Origin of the sequence: Pseudomonas sp. B40(2017) (assembly GCF_002112855.1) — a bacterium.
Classification (GTDB): Bacteria; Pseudomonadota; Gammaproteobacteria; order Pseudomonadales; family Pseudomonadaceae; genus Aquipseudomonas; species Aquipseudomonas pharyngis.
The window spans coordinates 746,597-762,820 of the sequence record NZ_NEIT01000002.1; the positions used below are offsets into that span (position 1 = coordinate 746,597).

Here is a 16,224-nt window from a genome sequence, read left to right on the forward strand (position 1 = left end):
CCGCGCTTAGTTGGCGGCTGCCTTGTTGGTCGCTCGCTCTTTGGCTACCAGTTGGTCAGCCAGTTTCAGTGCCTGTTCGGCGCCGCCGGCGGAGCCGATGTCGAAGCGGTACTTACCGTTGACGATCATGGTTGGAACACCGGAGATTTCATACTTCTTGGCCAGTTCGCGGGCTTTCACGATCTGCCCCTTGATGGCGAACGAATCGAAAGTCGCCAGGAACTTGTCCTTGTCCACGCCTTGAGTGGCGAGGAAGTCGGCCATGTCGTTCTTGTCGGTCAGTTTCTTGTGTTCTTTCTGGATCGCGTTGAATACGGCAGCGTGCACGTTGTGCTCGACGCCCATGGCTTCCAGGGTCAGGAACATCTGGCCGTGAGCGTCCCACGGGCCACCGAACATCGCAGGAATGCGTACGAAGTTGACGTCGGACGGCAGTTTTTCAACCCATGGATTGATCACCGGCTCGAACGCGTAGCAATGCGGGCAGCCATACCAGAACAGCTCGACCACTTCGATCTTGCCAGGCACGGCGACAGGCACCGGGTTGCTCAGTTCGACGTAAGGGGCAGCAGGGGCTTCGGCGGCCTGGGCGGTCACGCCGAACAGGCTGGCAGCGACGAGGGCGGCGCTGATGATCAGATTACGCATGCTTTACTCCTGGACAATTTTGGTCGCCTCGCGCGACCTGTTTTCAGACAGATCCTGGCGGGCATGAGTTCTGTAGTGTAACGGCAGCGGCCACAAAAAAGGGCGGCCAAAGCCACCCTTTTTATACTTGCTGCGACGGATTAATCGAGCGTTAACGTAGCAGGCGTTGGCCATCGCACGTAACGCTCGAATCGCGCGTCTTAGTGCAGGCCCTGAATGTAGCTGGAGACTGCCGCGATGTCTTCGTCGCTCAGCTTGCGGGCGATGGTGCGCATGGTCATCGCGTCGCCGTCGTTGCTGCGGCCGGCTTCTTCCTTGCGGAAATCGGTCAGTTGCTTGGCGATGTACTGAGCGTGTTGGCCACCCAGGTGCGGGAAGCCGGCGGCTGCGTTGCCGGCGCCGTTCGGCGAGTGGCAACCGGTGCAGGCTGGCAGGCCTTTCTCGATATTGCCGCCACGGAACAGGGCTTCACCGCGAGCGACGATCTTCGGATCGGCGGCGCCGACGCTGCCTTTCTGGCTGGCGAAGTAGGCGGCGATATCGGCCAGGTCCTGATCGCTCAGGTTGGTCAGCAGGCCCGTCATTTCCAGAACGGTGCGCTTGCCCGACTTGATGTCGTGCAATTGCTTGGTCAGGTAGCGTTCACCCTGTCCGGCCAGCTTTGGAAAGTTTGGCGCCATGCTGTTGCCATCCGGGCCATGGCAGGCGCCGCATACGGCGGCTTTTGCCTGGCCTGCGGCTGCATCACCGGCAGCATGGGCGAAGCCTGAGATTCCCACGGTCAACAGCAGACTCACGATCAGTTTGTTCATCAGCTAATCCAACTACGGCTAAGGGTTAAGAGTTATGGACCGGGCTTACTCTCGCTCATCCAGAGGATGAGGGCCTGGTAATCCTCGGCACTGCAGTCCATGCACAAACCACGCGGCGGCATCGCCTTGAAACCCTGGGTCACGTGTTGCACCAGCGTCTCCATACCTTTCGCCAACCTCGGCGTCCAAGCTGCCTGATCGCCTCTTTTGGGCGCCATGGGTAGTTGGCCGGAATGACAGGCTCCACAAACACGGTTGTACACGGCTTCCGGATCCTGTGTAGCCTGTGCGCTGTAAAGCGGCATCAAGACTCCGGCAGCCAGCAGCCATTTCGTCATAAAACGACCTTTTCAGGGTTGAGAGCGTTCTGCGTTCTAATGCGCAATCAAGGTCTGTCGCTCTCGTGAACTTCATCCTTCGCTGGGACAAAGCACACACAAAATCTGCGGCATTATATACTGGCGTCACTGAAACGGAAGCGACACCGCGTTCCGCGCCTAATCCCGGCGCCGCCCACATCGGAAATCCCATGCAACCCAAGAATCCCATCCTCGGCCTGTGCCAACAGTCCACGTTCATGCTCAGTGCCGCCAAAGTCGATCAGTGCCCCGACGACGAAGGCTTCGAAGTGGCGTTTGCCGGTCGTTCCAACGCCGGTAAGTCCAGCGCGCTGAACACTCTGACTCACGCCAGCCTGGCGCGCACCTCGAAAACCCCGGGTCGCACACAGCTGTTGAACTTCTTCAAGCTAGACGATGAACGGCGTCTGGTCGACCTCCCGGGCTACGGTTATGCAAAAGTACCGATCCCGCTCAAGCAACACTGGCAGCGTCACCTTGAGGCTTACCTCGGTGGCCGCGAGAGTTTGAAGGGTTTGATTCTGATGATGGACATCCGTCATCCAATGACCGACTTCGACCTGCTGATGCTCGACTGGGCCGTTGCGGCCGGCATGCCGATGCACATCCTGTTGACCAAGGCCGACAAACTGACCTACGGCGCAGCCAAGAACACGCTGCTCAAGGTGCAGTCGGAAATCCGTAAGGGTTGGGGCGATCAAGTGACGATCCAGCTGTTTTCCGCCCCTAAACGTATGGGCCTGGAAGAGGCCTACACTGTGTTGGCAGGCTGGATGGAACTGGCCGATAAAGGCGCGGACGCAGCGGCTGAATAATAAGGATATGGAAAATTGGCTGTAGTGCGGTCAGGCAAGGCGAAAGTGTTAGTAAAAAGCGGAGTTTAGGGGACCTAAATGAGCATTTTTACTAACGCTTTTAACGCAGCATGACCGCGCTACAGCCAATTTTGAGGCAAAAAAAAGCCCCGGACTTCATATGGGGAGGGAGAAGTTCCGGGGTTTAAGTTCCGAACCGCTAGGGCGGGGTTCAGATATCTGCCAACACTTAACACAACATAGGAGCATCGAAGGGCTTCACCAGCCATTCAGTATCTCTGAGTGCCCTGTCGCAAGATTAGTTCAGAATCTTTTCAAAAAACTTTGGAATAAACTCAAGAACGATCAGGCCTAAGCGGTTTCCGGTGCTTTTGCCGCGACGCTCGGTCGCAGCAAAGCCCCGTCCCAGAGGCCTCAGTGCGCCTCGTCCCAGTTGTTGCCAACTCCCACTTCCACCAGCAACGGCACGTTCAGTTTTGCCGCTTCGCTCATGTGCACGCGAATTTCTTCGCGAACCTGATCGACCAGATCCTCGCGAACCTCCAGCACCAGTTCGTCGTGCACCTGCAGGATGACTCTGGCGTCCAGCCCGGAAGTGCTCAGCCAGTTATCCACCGCCACCATGGCTTTCTTGATGATGTCTGCTGCGGTGCCCTGCATCGGCGCGTTGATCGCCGTGCGTTCGGCGGCCGCGCGATCCTGCGGCTTGTTCGAATTGATTTCCGGCAGATACAGACGACGACCGAAGATCGTTTCCACGAAGCCTTGGTCTGCTGCCTGGGCGCGGGTGCGATCCATGTATTCACGAACGCCCGGGTAACGCGCGAAGTAGGTGTCGATGTAGGCCTTGGCAGTCTTGGTGTCGACGCCGATGTCCTTGCCCAGCTTCTGCGCGCCCATGCCGTAGATCAGACCGAAGTTGATCGCCTTGGCGCTGCGGCGCTGGTCGGACGTCACTTCATTGAGCTCGACCTTGAATACTTCGGCCGCGGTGGCGGTGTGCACGTCCAGATTGTTGCGGAAGGCGTTCATCAGCCCTTCGTCGCGGGACAGGTGCGCCATGATTCGCAGTTCAATTTGCGAGTAGTCCGCCGCCAGCAGTTTATAGCCTTTCGGCGCGACGAACGCCTGACGGATGCGTCGGCCTTCGGCGGTGCGCACCGGGATGTTCTGCAGATTCGGATCGCTCGACGACAGGCGTCCGGTCGACGCGACGGCCTGATGGTACGAGGTGTGGATACGCCCGGTACGCGGGTTGATCTGCTCCGGCAGGCGATCGGTGTAGGTGCTTTTCAGCTTGCTCATGGAACGGTGTTCCATGAGCACTTTCGGCAAGCGGTGATCGTCTTCGGCCAGTTTCGCCAGCACTTCTTCGGCGGTGGACGGCTGGCCCTTGGCGGTCTTCTTCAGCACCGGCAGGCCAAGTTTTTCGTAGAGGATCACGCCCAGTTGCTTTGGCGAGCCGAGATTGAATTCTTCACCGGCGATCTCGAAGGCTTCACGTTCCAGCGCGACCATCTTGTTGCCCAGCTCAATGCTCTGGATGCCGAGCAGGTCAGCATCGACGAACGCGCCCTGGCGCTCGATGCGAGCGAGCACCGGCACCAGCGGGATCTCGATGTCGGTCAGCACGCTGGCCAGGCTCGGGATGGCGCTGAGTTTTTCGAACAGGGTCTGGTGCAGGCGCAGGGTCACGTCGGCATCTTCGGCGGCATAGGGCCCGGCCTGTTCCAAAGCGATCTGATCGAAGGTCAGCTGCTTGGCGCCTTTGCCGGCGATGTCCTGGAAGCTCACGGTGGTGTGGTCCAGGTATTTCTGCGCCAGGCTGTCCATGTCGTGACGGGTGGCGGTGGAGTTGAGCACGTAGGACTCAAGCATCGTGTCGAAGGCAATCCCGCGCACAGTGATGCCTTCATTCTGATCGCCGCCAATGGCGCAGTTGGCCAGGATGTTCATGTCGAACTTGGCGTGCTGGCCGACCTTGAGCTTGTTCGGGTCTTCGAGGATCGGCTTGAGCGCGCGCAGCACGGTGTCGCGATCCAGCTGCTCCGGCACGCCGATGTAGGAATGGGTCAGCGGGATGTACGCCGCTTCGTTGGCCTGTACCGCGAAGGAAAGCCCGACCAGTTGCGCCTGCTGCGCGTCGATGCCGGTGGTTTCGGTGTCGAAGGCGAACAGCTTGGCGTTCTTCAGTTTTTCCAGCCAGACGTCGAATCGCGCCTGGTCGAGGATGGTTTCGTAAGCGGCTTCAGCGGATGTTGCAGGCGCTTCGGCTTCTGGCGCGCTGAACAGATCGCCGGCCGGCGCAGGCTCGGCAGCAGCGCTCAGTTCCTGGCGCTTGGCATCGCGATCCAGGTCATTCAGCCAGCTCTTGAACTCCAGCAGGGTGTATAGCTCGTAAAGTTTGGCCGGGTCCTCCGGACCCATTTGCAGGTCGTCGAGGCCGATGTCCAGCGGCACGTCGACCTTGATGGTCGCCAGTTGATAGGAGAGGAATGCCATCTCCTTGTGCTCTTCGAGCTTGGCCGGCAGGGTCTTGGCGCCACGGATCGGCAGGGTCGGCACGATGTCGAGTTGCGCGTACAGCTCGGTCAGGCCGCCGTTGACGCCCACCAGCAGGCCGGACGCGGTCTTCGGACCGATGCCCGGAACGCCGGGGATGTTGTCGGAAGAATCGCCCATCAGGGCCAGATAATCGATGATCTGCTCCGGAGCGACGCCGAATTTCTCCTTCACGCCCTCCACATCCATCGAACTACCGGACATGGTGTTGACCAAGGTAATGTGGCCGTCGACCAGTTGCGCCATGTCCTTGTCGCCAGTGGAGATGATCACCGGGCGATCGGCGGCCGCGCTGCTGCGGGCCAGGGTGCCGATCACGTCGTCGGCCTCGACGCCATCGACACACAGCAGCGGGAAACCGAGGGCGATCACGCTCTGGTGCAGCGGCTCGATCTGCACGCGCATGTCGTCGGGCATGCTTGGGCGGTTGGCCTTGTATTCGGCGTACATCTCATCGCGAAATGTCCCACCCTTGGCGTCGAACACCACGGCGAACGGGCTGTCCGGATACTGCTTGCGCAGGCTCTTGAGCATGTTCAGCACGCCTTTGACCGCACCGGTCGGCAGGCCTTTGGAGGTGGTCAGCGGTGGCAGCGCGTGAAAGGCGCGGTACAGGTAAGACGAACCGTCCACCAGGACGAGGGGGGCTTGGCTCATGAGCAGAATCAACCTTTTCGGCGGGCCCGGCGCTAGAATAGCGGGACCGTTGACGACAAAGGGACAAGGTTATCATGCGTACGTTAAATCGCTTGCTGCTGGTCAGTCTGATTGCTGTCTCACCGCTGGCCGCGATCGCGGCGGATGATGCGCCATCATCGGAGCCGGAAGTTACCATCAGCACGCACACGGAAGGTGACAAGGTCATTCAGGAATACAGCCGGAGTGGATTCGTGTACGCGATCAAGGTCACACCGAAGGGCGGCAAACCCTATTTCCTGGTGCGCGCCGATGGTACGGACGCGAACTATATCCGGTCCGACCAGCCGGATATGCTGATTCCGTCGTGGGAAATCTTTACCTGGAAGTAAATTTCCTGATTTTTAATCGGCGCCGCGCAAAAGCGGCGCCAGAACTGAGCAGTTTTTAACCATGTCTGTGTTCACCCCCCTGGCTCGGCCCGAGCTGGAAACCTTTCTCGCCCCTTACGGGCTCGGCCGTCTGCTCGATTTCCAGGGGATCGCCGCCGGCAGCGAAAACACCAACTTCTTCATCAGCATGGAAAAGGGCGAGTTCGTCCTGACCCTGGTCGAACGTGGCCCGGTGCAGGAAATGCCGTTCTTCATCGATCTGCTCGACGTGCTGCACGAAGCCGATCTGCCGGTGCCTTACGCGCTGCGCACCACCGACGGCGTTGCCCTGCGCGAGCTGAAAGGCAAACCGGCGCTGCTGCAACCGCGCCTGGCCGGCAAGCACATCAAGCAGGCCAATGCCCAGCATTGCGCGCAGGTCGGTGACTTGCAGGCGCATCTGCACCTGGCGACCCAGGGCGACAACATGATCAAGCGCAAGACCGATCGTGGCCTGGACTGGATGCTGGAAGAGGGCACGCAGTTCCTTTCGCACCTGAACGAGCAGCCGCGCGCATTGCTGCAAAAATCTCTGGATGAAATCACCCAACAGAAAGAGAAAATTCTCGCGCTGCCTCGGGCAAACATCCACGCCGACCTGTTTCGCGACAACGCGATGTTCGAAGGCACGCACCTGACCGGGCTGATCGACTTCTACAACGCCTGCTCCGGGCCGATGCTCTATGACGTGGCGATTGCCCTGAACGACTGGTGTTCCGATGACGAAGGCCTGATCGACGGCCCGCGTGCACGGGCCTTCCTCGGTGCCTACGCGGCATTGCGACCTTTCACGGCGGCCGAGGCAGAACTGTGGCCGACCATGCTGCGAGTGGCGTGTGTGCGGTTCTGGCTGTCGCGGTTGATCGCGGCGGAATCGTTCGCCGGGCAGGACGTGCTGATTCACGATCCGAAAGAGTTCGAGCAGCGGCTGGCGCAGCGTCAGACGGTCAGTACGCCGCTACCTTTCGCCCTGTAAAAAAACCGCAGCCTGTACAGGCTGCGGTTTTTTTGTATCAGAGCGATTCCAGGCAACCCGCCAGATCATTCCCCAGCTTCTCCAGCACTTGCTCATAACCCTGAGCCGTCGCTGGCGTGTATCCGCCCAGCGCATCCAACTCCGCCAGCTTCACCGGCAGGCCCGCCACCAAGGTCTCGGCCAGACGTGGACGCAGCGGCGGCTCACTGAACACGCACGTCTTGCCGACTTCCTGCAAACGCGTACGCATCGCCGCCACATGCTGGGCCCCCGGCTGCACTTCCGCCGCAACGCTGAACACGCCGGCGTGTTTCAAACCGTAGGCCTCTTCGAAGTAGTCGAAGGCTTCGTGGAAGACGAAGTAGGGTTTGCCTTCAACACTGGCCAGGCGTTTCTTCAAACGCTGATCCAGTGCATCCAGACGCTCGTCGAACGCCTTGGCGTTGCTCTGATAGCGCTCGGCATTGGCCGGGTCGGCGGCACTCAGGTCAGCGGCCATTTTGTCGGCAATAACCCGCGCGTTCACCGGCGATAGCCACAAATGCGCATCGAGACTGCCCGGGCGATGGTCGTGGTCATGTTCGTCGGCTTCTTCAGGGTGGGAATGGTTGTCCGCAGCGAAGCGGCGCAGCTTCATGCCCGGCAAGTCCTGCACGGCTACGCTCGGCAGCGTACGACCATTCAGCACGCGTGGCAGGAAACCTTCCATGTCCGGGCCGATCCAGTACAGCAGGTCCACCGATTGCACCTTGCGCACGTCGGACGGTCGCAATGCGTAGTTATGCGGCGAAGCGCCCGGTGGCAGCAGCACTTCCGGAATCGCCACGCCGTCCTGCACTGCAGCGGCAATCAGTTGCAGGGGCTTGATGCTGGTGAGAACTCTGACCTCGGCCTGAGCCGGACCGATCAGCAGAAAACCGGTGATGAATACGACAAAAACAGAAAAAAGTCGGGACACGATGACCACTCAATGAGGCGAGAACGGGTAACATAATAACGTCTCTAACCAAACTCGTCGCCGCTCATGCCTATTACACCGATTGCCAGCCGTCCCCACGACCACTCGCACTGCGTTCACAGCGCGCTGTCCGAGGCCGATGCCCTGTGTGCACAGAAAGGCCTGCGCCTGACCGCGTTGCGCCGGCGGGTACTGGAACTGGTCTGGCAGAGCCACAAGCCGCTGGGCGCCTACGACATTCTGGCCGTGCTCAGCGAGCAGGACGGCCGCCGCGCCGCGCCGCCAACCGTGTACCGGGCGCTGGATTTCCTGCTGGAAAACGGTCTGGTGCACCGCATTTCCTCGCTCAACGCCTTCGTTGGCTGTGTTCACCCGAAACATTCGCACCAGGGCCAGTTCCTGATTTGCCGCGAATGCCATGCCGCCATCGAACTTGAGCAAAAAACCATCAGCGATGCGATTGTCCACAGCGCCAAGGACGTCGGCTTCATCGTCGAGGCCCAGACCGTCGAAGTGGTCGGCCTCTGCTCCGGCTGCCGGGGGGCTTGATGAGCGATGCGCTGATCCGTCTGGAGCAGGTAGCGGTCCGGTTTGCCGGGCAGAACGTGCTGGACAACATTCACCTGAGCGTCGAACCGGGGCAGATCGTCACCCTGATCGGCCCCAACGGCGCCGGCAAGACCACGCTGGTCCGCGCCGTGCTCGGGCTGCTGAAACCGGACAGCGGCAGCGTCTGGCGCAAGCCGAAGCTGCGCGTCGGTTACATGCCGCAAAAACTTCACGTCGATCCGACCTTGCCGCTGTCAGTGCTGCGCTTCCTGCGGCTGGTGCCGGGCGTCGATCGCCCGCGTGCGCTGGCGGCACTCAAGGAAGTCGGCGCCGAGCACGTCATCGACAGCCCGGTGCAAAGTGTTTCCGGCGGTGAAATGCAGCGCGTGCTGCTGGCCCGTGCCTTGTTGCGCGAGCCGGAGCTGCTGGTGCTCGACGAGCCGGTGCAAGGCGTCGATGTCGCCGGGCAAGCCGAGCTGTACAGCCTGATCACCCGTCTGCGCGACCGTCACGGCTGCGGCGTGCTGATGGTGTCCCACGATCTGCATCTGGTCATGAGCACCACCGATCAGGTGGTATGCCTCAACCGTCACGTCTGCTGCTCCGGGCATCCCGAGCAAGTCAGTGGCGATCCGGCCTTCGTCGAGCTGTTCGGCAACAACGCGCCGAGCCTGGCGATCTATCACCACCATCATGACCACGCCCACGACCTGCACGGTTCGGTGGTCAAAGGGCCTTTGACGGGCCAACCTCACGTTCACGGAGATAGCTGCAAGCATGGCTGATTTTCTGTTCTACGCCCTGCTTGCAGGTCTGGCGCTGGCGGTGGTCGCGGGGCCGCTGGGCTCGTTCGTGGTCTGGCGGCGCATGGCCTATTTTGGCGACACGCTGTCCCACGCCGCACTGCTCGGCGTGGCGCTGGGCTTTCTGCTGGATGTCAGCCCGACCGTCGCGGTGACTGTGGGCTGCCTGCTGCTGGCGGTGTTGCTGGTGACCTTGCAGCAGCGCCAGCCGCTGGCCTCCGACACGCTGTTGGGCATTCTTGCGCCGAGCACGCTCTCTCTCGGGCTGGTGGTACTAAGCTTCATGCATGAAGTGCGGATCGACCTGATGGCCTACCTGTTTGGCGACCTGCTGGCGATCAGCCCGACCGATCTGGCGTGGATCCTCGGCGGCAGCGCAGCGGTGCTGGTGTTGCTGGTGACGCTGTGGCGGCCGCTGCTGGCGATCACCGTGCACGAAGAACTGGCCCGGGTCGAAGGCCTGCCGGTGGCCGGTTTGCGCATGGCGCTGATGCTGTTGATCGCAGTCGTGATCGCGGTAGCGATGAAAATCGTCGGTGTGTTGCTGATCACGTCGCTGTTGATCATCCCGGCGGCTGCGGCACAACGTCACGCCCGTTCGCCGGAGCAGATGGCACTGGGCGCGAGTGTGCTGGGCATGCTCGCCGTGTGTGGCGGGCTGGCGCTGTCCTGGTTCAAGGACACCCCGGCGGGCCCGTCAATCGTTGTGACGGCGGCCGCACTGTTTCTGCTGAGTTTTGTTCTGCCCCGTCGAGGGGTGTAGACTTGCTCGTTTTTTGCGCAAATAGAGAGTCGCAGGAATGAAGCCGTTCGCCTCCCGTTATCTGCTCCTTGTGGCCTTTTCAGTGCTGCTGGGCGCCTGCCAAAGCACGCCGCCGGTGGCCGAAGTCCCCGATGCGCGGGCCACGGCCATCGCACAGCTGGAGCAAAGCCTGGCCAGCAGCGAACTGGCCACTGCCGAAGACCAATTGGCAGCCTTGCAGGCCGAAACACCCAACGATCAATCCCTTGAGCAATACCAGCGTCAGTTGGCCGAAGCCTATCTGCGTCGCAGCCAGATCGTCCTGCAGAAGGGCGATGTGAATGCGGCCGCAACCGCTTTGGCCCGTGCCCGTGTGCTGATGCCCAAGGCCCCGGCACTGACCGGTGGCGTCAATGGCGCGATCACCGAAGCGCGCAAGGCCGAGCTGGAGAAAGCCGAAGCAGCGCTGCAGGCCGCTGAAGCCAAGCCGAAAGCCAAGGTGATCGATCCGACCGCCGAGAGCACCACGGTTGCGCTGAACATCACCGATAGCCGCAAACTTCGCCGCCAACTTGATGCGATCGCCGCCGATGTGGTGAATTACGACTGTGCGGTGAGCATTCAGGCCCCGCGCACCAATGATTACCCGTGGCTGGCGACGTTGATCACCAAGCGCGTGAAGAAGCTCGATCCGGATTTCGATCTGCAAATCAAAAAGCAGATCCTACGCAGCGTTCCCGCTCAAGTGGTTTTGAGTCCTCGTAAACCATAAAAAATCGCGAGCAGGCTCGCTCCCACAGGTACAACATGATTCCTGTGGGAGCGGGCTTGCTCGCGAAGGCGTCCTTTCAGTTAACCAACAACCTTAAGCTGGAATGGCCTTGGCCTTAGGCTCCCGATCCCAGACCCGATGCTGCCCGATCGCCGCAAAGAACGGCTGGGTCAACGCCTTCACATCCTTGCCTTCGATCAACCCCGCATCCGTTTCCAGCTTCAACACGTCCAGCAACTGTTTGGCCTCGCCATGCAGCGCAATCGCCTTCAGGTGTTTGTACGCCTCCAGCAGGTAATGCAACGCCACGCCGTCACCGCTCAACGCTTTGACCGACGCCGCGCCACCCGGCACGAACACCGCATCGAACGCAATCGAAGGCAAACCTTCCATCGACGCATCCACCGCCAGGGTTTTGCCATCGGCGGTCTTCACTGGCGCCGAAGTCGGGCCAAGCAGCTTGGCATGCGCACCCTCTGCCGCCAGCGCCTGCTTCATCGCATCAATCGCCGCACCATCGACGCCGTTGGCCGCCAGGATCGCGACTTTTCGGGTCTTGATGTTCTCCGGCAGCAGGTTGGCCTGACTCAGCGCCGGCGAGCGATCCAGTGATGTTTTCGGCACGTCCACGGTACCTTTGCCTGGCGCTGGCAGACCCAGGTTGGCCGCCACGCGTTTGGCCAGCTCCAGATCGATGTTGGCGAGAATCTCGTTCACTTCTCGCGCCCGGATGAACTCACGCTCAACCTTGCCCAGTTCGAAACTGTAGGCGGCGATGATGTGCTCCTTTTCGTGCGGGCTCATGCTGTTGAAGAACAGCCGCGCCTGGGAGAAGTGGTCACTGAACGACTCGCTGCGCTGACGGATCTTGTTGGCGTCGATACGCTCCGGGTAGCTCTCGAAGCCGCCGTCCTGCGCGGCCGGTGGCGTCTCTTTCGGCCAACCGCCATCGATGGAATTGGGTTCATACGAGGCACGGCCCCTGTCGATCACTGTACGGTGCTGGGCATCGCGCTGGCCATTGTGGAACGGTGCGACCGGGCGGTTGATCGGCAGCTCATGAAAGTTCGGCCCGCCGAGTCGGCTGATCTGCGTGTCGGTGTAGGAAAAAAGCCGGCCTTGAAGCAGCGGGTCATTGGAGAAGTCGATGCCCGGCACGATATGGCCGGGGCAGAACGCGACCTGCTCGGTCTCGGCGAAGAAGTTGTCCGGGTTGCGGTTGAGGGTCATCTTGCCCAGCGGCGTGATCGGAACGATTTCCTCGGGAATCAGCTTGGTCGGGTCGAGGATGTCGAAATCGAAGTCGTGCTCGTTTTCCTCTTCGATGACCTGAACGCCGAGTTCCCATTCCGGGTAGTCACCCATCTCGATGGCTTCCCACAGATCGCGCCGATGGAAGTCGGTGTCTTTACCCGCGAGTTTTTGCGCCTCGTCCCATACCAGCGAACAAGTGCCGGCAGTAGGGCGCCAGTGGAATTTGACGAAGCGCGATTTGCCCTCGGCATTGATCAGCCGGAAGGTGTGCACGCCGAAGCCCTGCATGCTGCGCAGGCTTTTCGGGATGGCCCGGTCGGACATGGCCCAGATCACCATGTGCGCCGATTCCGGCACCAAGGACACAAAATCCCAGAACGTGTCGTGAGCCGAGCCGCCGGTGGGGATCTCGTTATGCGGTTCGGGTTTCACCGCGTGGACGAAGTCAGGAAACTTGATCGCGTCCTGAATGAAGAACACCGGCATGTTATTGCCGACCAGATCGAAGTTGCCTTCGTCGGTGAAGAACTTCACGGCAAAACCGCGCACGTCACGGACGGTGTCGCCGGAGCCGCGCGGCCCCTGGACCGTGGAAAAGCGCACGAATACCGGAGTTTTCTTCCCCGGATCCTGCAGGAAACCGGCCTTGGTCAGCGCCGCATGGTTCTCGTAGCTTTGAAAGAATCCATGGGCGCCGGTGCCGCGGGCGTGAACGATGCGCTCGGGAATCCGTTCATGGTCAAAGTGCGTGATCTTCTCACGCATGATGAAGTCTTCCAGCAGCGACGGCCCGCGAGCCCCGGCCTTGAGGGTGTTCTGGTTATCAGCAATTTTCACGCCCTGGTTGGTGCGCAGGGCCTGACCGGTAGCGTCGGAGCGAAACTTTTCCAGGCTGTCGAGTTTGGCGTTGGTATTGGCGCGATCCGGGGTATCGGTGCCGGCCAGTTGGCTTTTGTCATCGGCAGGTTTCTTGGTACTCATCAGTCATGAACTCCTGTTTGTCCCGGGATTGCTCCGGGACGCTTGAGTGTTTCCCAGGCACGGCACCCAGGGTTTTCAAGTCGCTTAAGTAGTGACTGACGAGGGTTTCGGGCGTTCCTTTTTTATGACCTTTGATCCTGTTATTGCCAAATCGAAGGTTATTTGCGAAATAAATGCTAAGAACCTCTATACGGACAGGCTAAAATGCGCGCCCGGCTAACCGCTGATCCTTTTCCAACGCGCCCCACAAGGTTCGCTACGTGATCGAGTTTCAAAACGTCCATAAGACTTACCGCGTCGCCGGTAAGGACATCACCGCGCTGCACCCGACCAGCTTCTCCATCGAGAACGGTCAGGTGTTCGGCCTGATTGGCCATTCCGGCGCGGGAAAAAGTACCCTGCTGCGTCTGATCAATCGCCTGGAGCAATCCAGTGGCGGCAAGATCATCGTCGACGGCGAAGAAGTCACCGCGTTGGACGCCAACGGCCTGCGCCGTTTCCGTCAGCAGGTCGGGATGATCTTCCAGCACTTCAACCTGCTGGCATCCAAGACCGTGGCCGACAACGTCGCGCTGCCACTGACCCTGGCCGGTGAACTGTCCCGCGCCGAGATCGACCAGCGTGTGGCCGAGTTGCTGGCGCGGGTCGGCTTGTCCGATCACGCCAAAAAGTACCCGGCGCAGCTGTCCGGCGGTCAGAAGCAGCGTGTCGGCATCGCCCGCGCCCTGGCGACCAAGCCGAAAATCCTGCTGTGCGACGAAGCCACCAGCGCCCTCGACCCGCAGACCACGGCATCGGTCCTGCAACTGCTGGCCGAGATCAACCGCGAGCTGAAGCTGACCATCGTCCTGATCACCCACGAGATGGATGTGATCCGCCGCGTGTGCGATCAGGTCGGCGTGATGGACGCCGGTGTGATCGTCGAGCAAGGTTCGGTGGCCGATGTGTTCCTGCATCCGAAGCACCCGACCACCAAGCGCTTTGTTCAGGAAAGCGAGCAGATCGACGAAAGCGAGCAGCGCGATGACTTCGCTCACGTGCCGGGCCGCATCGTGCGTCTGACCTTCCAGGGCGAAGCGACCTACGCGCCGTTGCTGGGTACCGTCGCCCGGGAAACCGGTGTGGACTACAGCATCCTGGCCGGTCGCATCGACCGCATCAAAGACATTCCTTACGGGCAATTGACCCTCGCCGTCACCGGTGGCGACATGGAAGCGGCGTTCGCCCGCTTCACCGCCGCTGACGTTCATATGGAGGTGTTGCGCTAATGGAAGACCTGATGAGTTTCTTCACCAATATCGACTGGTACGAAATCTGGCTCGCCACCGGCGACACCCTGATGATGCTCGGTGGTTCGCTGCTGTTCACCGTGCTGCTCGGCCTGCCGCTGGGCGTGCTGCTTTTCCTGTGCAGCCCGCGTCAGTTGCTCGAAGCCAAAGGCGTGTACGCCTTGCTGTCGCTGGTGGTGAACATCCTGCGTTCGCTGCCGTTCATTATTCTGTTGATCGTGATGATCCCGTTCACCGTGCTGATCACCGGCACCTCGCTGGGCGTGGCCGGTGCGATTCCGCCGCTGGTGGTAGGTGCAACGCCGTTCTTCGCGCGGCTGGTGGAAACCGCCCTGCGTGAAGTCGATCGCGGCATCATCGAAGCGACCCAGTCGATGGGCGCGACCACTCGCCAGATCATCATGAACGCTTTGCTGCCGGAGGCCCGTCCAGGCATCTTCGCAGCAATTACGGTGACGGCGATTACACTGGTTTCCTACACGGCGATGGCCGGTGTGGTCGGTGCCGGTGGTCTGGGTGACCTGGCGATCCGTTTCGGTTACCAGCGGTTCCAGACCGACGTGATGATTGTCACCGTGGTGTTGCTGCTGATTCTGGTGCAAGTGCTGCAAATGGTTGGCGACCGACTGGTCGTGCACTTCTCGCGCAAATAACCGGTTTTGTAATGACATGAGCCGGCCATTCGCTGGCAGGCGCCAGACGGGCGCCGTAAAAAGGAGTTAGCTGAATGAAAAAACTGATCGTTGCCCTGGCTGCTGTTGCAGCGTTCTCGGCCCACGCCGACGAAACCCTGACCGTTGCTGCCACCCCGGTGCCGCACGCGGAAATCCTCGAATTCGTGAAGCCGGCTCTGGCCAAAGAAGGCGTGGATCTGAAGGTCAAGGTGTTCACCGACTACGTACAGCCGAACGTCCAGGTGGCCGAGAAGCGTCTGGACGCCAACTTCTTCCAGCACCAACCGTACCTCGATGAGTTCAACAAGGCCAAGGGCACCAGCCTGGTGTCCGTGACCGGCGTGCACCTGGAACCGCTGGGCGCCTACTCCAGCAAGTTCAAGAAAATCGAAGAGCTGCCAAGCGGCGCCAACGTGGTGATCCCGAACGACGCCACCAACGGCGGCCGTGCGCTGTTGCTGCTGGCCAAGGCCGGCGTGATCACCCTGAAGGATCCGACCAACATCCTGTCGACCGTCAAGGACATTGCGCAGAACCCGAAAGACCTGAAGATCCGTGAACTGGAAGCCGCGACCATCCCGCGTGTGTTGACCCAGGTCGACCTGGCGCTGATCAACACCAACTACGCGCTGGAAGCCAAACTCGATCCATCCAAGGACGCGCTGGTCATCGAAGGCAGCGACTCGCCTTACGTGAACATCCTGGTGTCCCGCGCGGACAACAAGGACAGCGACGCGATGAAGAAACTGGCCGCTGCGCTGCACAGCCCGGAAGTGAAGAAATTCATTACCGAGAAGTACAAAGGCGCGGTGTTGCCGGCGTTCTGATTCACATAGTTGCAACGAAAAAGGGGACGCCAGTGGCGTCCCCTTTTTTGTGGCCGGGTGTTCGGCTTCGGACCTGCTGCGTATTCGCCCCTCACCCCAGCCCTCTCCCGGAGGTAGAGGGAGCCGACATAGGTGT

Annotated in this window: 16 protein-coding genes; 10 read left to right on the forward strand and 6 right to left on the reverse strand. The window is 60.7% G+C overall.

Translation table 11 applies throughout. The features are described 5' to 3' along the window. Positions 1 to 6: 6 nt before the first annotated feature. From CAF76_RS07040 to CAF76_RS07050, 3 genes are all read right to left on the reverse strand, one after another. Positions 7 to 648, reverse strand: a complete 642-nt coding sequence (locus tag CAF76_RS07040; RefSeq protein ID WP_007954043.1) for a thiol:disulfide interchange protein DsbA/DsbL — start codon at positions 646 to 648, stop codon at positions 7 to 9. A 200-nt stretch (positions 649 to 848) separates the two neighbouring features. Continuing rightward, positions 849 to 1,460, reverse strand: a complete 612-nt coding sequence (locus tag CAF76_RS07045; RefSeq protein WP_064592479.1) for a cytochrome c — start codon at positions 1,458 to 1,460, stop codon at positions 849 to 851. A 32-nt stretch (positions 1,461 to 1,492) separates the two neighbouring features. Beyond that, entirely contained in the window at positions 1,493 to 1,798 is a 306-nt protein-coding gene (locus CAF76_RS07050; protein ID WP_041475093.1) for a cytochrome c5 family protein, read from the reverse strand. A 191-nt stretch (positions 1,799 to 1,989) separates the two neighbouring features. Between CAF76_RS07050 and yihA the strand changes: the two genes are divergently transcribed. Further along, positions 1,990 to 2,634 carry a ribosome biogenesis GTP-binding protein YihA/YsxC gene (gene yihA, locus CAF76_RS07055; RefSeq protein WP_085647182.1) on the forward strand — a complete coding sequence of 215 codons (645 nt, stop codon included), beginning with the start codon at positions 1,990 to 1,992 and terminating at the stop codon, positions 2,632 to 2,634. Positions 2,635 to 3,048: 414 nt separating this feature from the next. Here the strand turns inward: yihA and polA are convergent, their stop codons facing one another. Further along, on the reverse strand, positions 3,049 to 5,853 hold the full coding sequence (gene polA, locus CAF76_RS07060; protein WP_085647183.1) for a DNA polymerase I: 2,805 nt from the start codon (positions 5,851 to 5,853) through the stop codon (positions 3,049 to 3,051). A 74-nt stretch (positions 5,854 to 5,927) separates the two neighbouring features. Between polA and CAF76_RS07065 the strand changes: the two genes are divergently transcribed. Both CAF76_RS07065 and CAF76_RS07070 read left to right on the forward strand, forming a co-directional pair. Next, positions 5,928 to 6,224 (forward strand): DUF2782 domain-containing protein, encoded by a 297-nt coding sequence (locus tag CAF76_RS07065; protein WP_011331780.1) that lies wholly within the window; start codon positions 5,928 to 5,930, stop codon positions 6,222 to 6,224. Between the two features lie 61 nt (positions 6,225 to 6,285). After that, complete coding sequence (locus CAF76_RS07070; RefSeq protein WP_085647184.1) at positions 6,286 to 7,239, forward strand: homoserine kinase; 954 nt, start codon at positions 6,286 to 6,288, stop codon at positions 7,237 to 7,239. A 37-nt stretch (positions 7,240 to 7,276) separates the two neighbouring features. Here CAF76_RS07070 and CAF76_RS07075 read toward each other — a convergent pair whose 3' ends face one another. Then, a complete protein-coding gene (locus CAF76_RS07075; RefSeq protein WP_218190796.1) occupies positions 7,277 to 8,206 on the reverse strand; it encodes a metal ABC transporter solute-binding protein, Zn/Mn family in 930 nt (309 codons plus the stop codon). Positions 8,207 to 8,263: 57 nt separating this feature from the next. Here CAF76_RS07075 and zur point away from each other — a divergent pair, with 57 nt between their 5' ends. The 4 genes from zur to CAF76_RS07095 are packed head-to-tail and all read left to right on the forward strand — an operon-like array spanning position 8,264 to position 11,063. Next, complete coding sequence (zur, locus tag CAF76_RS07080; RefSeq protein WP_011331783.1) at positions 8,264 to 8,746, forward strand: zinc uptake transcriptional repressor Zur; 483 nt, start codon at positions 8,264 to 8,266, stop codon at positions 8,744 to 8,746. Further along, a complete protein-coding gene (gene znuC, locus CAF76_RS07085) occupies positions 8,746 to 9,531 on the forward strand; it encodes a zinc ABC transporter ATP-binding protein ZnuC (protein WP_039764852.1) in 786 nt (261 codons plus the stop codon). Before zur ends, znuC begins: the two co-directional genes overlap by 1 nt. After that, the gene (gene znuB / locus CAF76_RS07090) at positions 9,524 to 10,312 is read left to right on the forward strand and encodes a zinc ABC transporter permease subunit ZnuB (RefSeq protein WP_085647186.1); all 789 of its coding nucleotides are present in this window, start codon (positions 9,524 to 9,526) and stop codon (positions 10,310 to 10,312) included. Before znuC ends, znuB begins: the two co-directional genes overlap by 8 nt. 37 nt (positions 10,313 to 10,349) lie before the next feature. Next, the gene (locus CAF76_RS07095; protein WP_064592487.1) at positions 10,350 to 11,063 is read left to right on the forward strand and encodes a PA5502 family lipoprotein; all 714 of its coding nucleotides are present in this window, start codon (positions 10,350 to 10,352) and stop codon (positions 11,061 to 11,063) included. 93 nt (positions 11,064 to 11,156) lie between these two features. Here the strand turns inward: CAF76_RS07095 and katE are convergent, their stop codons facing one another. Beyond that, positions 11,157 to 13,298, reverse strand: a complete 2,142-nt coding sequence (gene katE / locus CAF76_RS07100) for a catalase HPII (protein WP_085647187.1) — start codon at positions 13,296 to 13,298, stop codon at positions 11,157 to 11,159. 260 nt (positions 13,299 to 13,558) lie between these two features. On the opposite strand from katE, the gene CAF76_RS07105 reads away from it, so the two are divergent. From CAF76_RS07105 to CAF76_RS07115, 3 genes are all read left to right on the forward strand, one after another. Next, on the forward strand, positions 13,559 to 14,566 hold the full coding sequence (locus CAF76_RS07105) for a methionine ABC transporter ATP-binding protein (RefSeq protein WP_007953999.1): 1,008 nt from the start codon (positions 13,559 to 13,561) through the stop codon (positions 14,564 to 14,566). Beyond that, the gene (locus CAF76_RS07110; protein WP_011331789.1) at positions 14,566 to 15,240 is read left to right on the forward strand and encodes a methionine ABC transporter permease; all 675 of its coding nucleotides are present in this window, start codon (positions 14,566 to 14,568) and stop codon (positions 15,238 to 15,240) included. The genes CAF76_RS07105 and CAF76_RS07110 overlap by 1 nt, the downstream gene beginning before the upstream one ends. A 74-nt stretch (positions 15,241 to 15,314) precedes the next feature. Next, positions 15,315 to 16,088, forward strand: coding sequence for a MetQ/NlpA family ABC transporter substrate-binding protein (locus CAF76_RS07115; RefSeq protein WP_085647188.1), 774 nt, complete (start codon positions 15,315 to 15,317; stop codon positions 16,086 to 16,088). The last annotated feature ends 136 nt before the right edge of the window (positions 16,089 to 16,224 follow it).

Bases quoted from the DNA above. Each gene is read 5' to 3' on its own strand.
- CAF76_RS07050 (WP_041475093.1), bottom strand. From the start codon at position 1,798: ATGACGAAATGGCTGCTGGCTGCCGGAGTCTTGATGCCGCTTTACAGC.
- CAF76_RS07110 (WP_011331789.1), top strand. From the start codon at position 14,566: ATGGAAGACCTGATGAGTTTCTTCACCAATATCGACTGGTACGAAATC.
- CAF76_RS07070 (WP_085647184.1), top strand. From the start codon at position 6,286: ATGTCTGTGTTCACCCCCCTGGCTCGGCCCGAGCTGGAAACCTTTCTC.
- CAF76_RS07040 (WP_007954043.1), bottom strand. From the start codon at position 648: ATGCGTAATCTGATCATCAGCGCCGCCCTCGTCGCTGCCAGCCTGTTC.
- yihA (WP_085647182.1), top strand. From the start codon at position 1,990: ATGCAACCCAAGAATCCCATCCTCGGCCTGTGCCAACAGTCCACGTTC.
- CAF76_RS07115 (WP_085647188.1), top strand. From the start codon at position 15,315: ATGAAAAAACTGATCGTTGCCCTGGCTGCTGTTGCAGCGTTCTCGGCC.
- CAF76_RS07065 (WP_011331780.1), top strand. From the start codon at position 5,928: ATGCGTACGTTAAATCGCTTGCTGCTGGTCAGTCTGATTGCTGTCTCA.
- CAF76_RS07095 (WP_064592487.1), top strand. From the start codon at position 10,350: ATGAAGCCGTTCGCCTCCCGTTATCTGCTCCTTGTGGCCTTTTCAGTG.
- polA (WP_085647183.1), bottom strand. From the start codon at position 5,853: ATGAGCCAAGCCCCCCTCGTCCTGGTGGACGGTTCGTCTTACCTGTAC.
- CAF76_RS07045 (WP_064592479.1), bottom strand. From the start codon at position 1,460: ATGAACAAACTGATCGTGAGTCTGCTGTTGACCGTGGGAATCTCAGGC.
- znuB (WP_085647186.1), top strand. From the start codon at position 9,524: ATGGCTGATTTTCTGTTCTACGCCCTGCTTGCAGGTCTGGCGCTGGCG.
- zur (WP_011331783.1), top strand. From the start codon at position 8,264: ATGCCTATTACACCGATTGCCAGCCGTCCCCACGACCACTCGCACTGC.
- znuC (WP_039764852.1), top strand. From the start codon at position 8,746: ATGAGCGATGCGCTGATCCGTCTGGAGCAGGTAGCGGTCCGGTTTGCC.
- katE (WP_085647187.1), bottom strand. From the start codon at position 13,298: ATGAGTACCAAGAAACCTGCCGATGACAAAAGCCAACTGGCCGGCACC.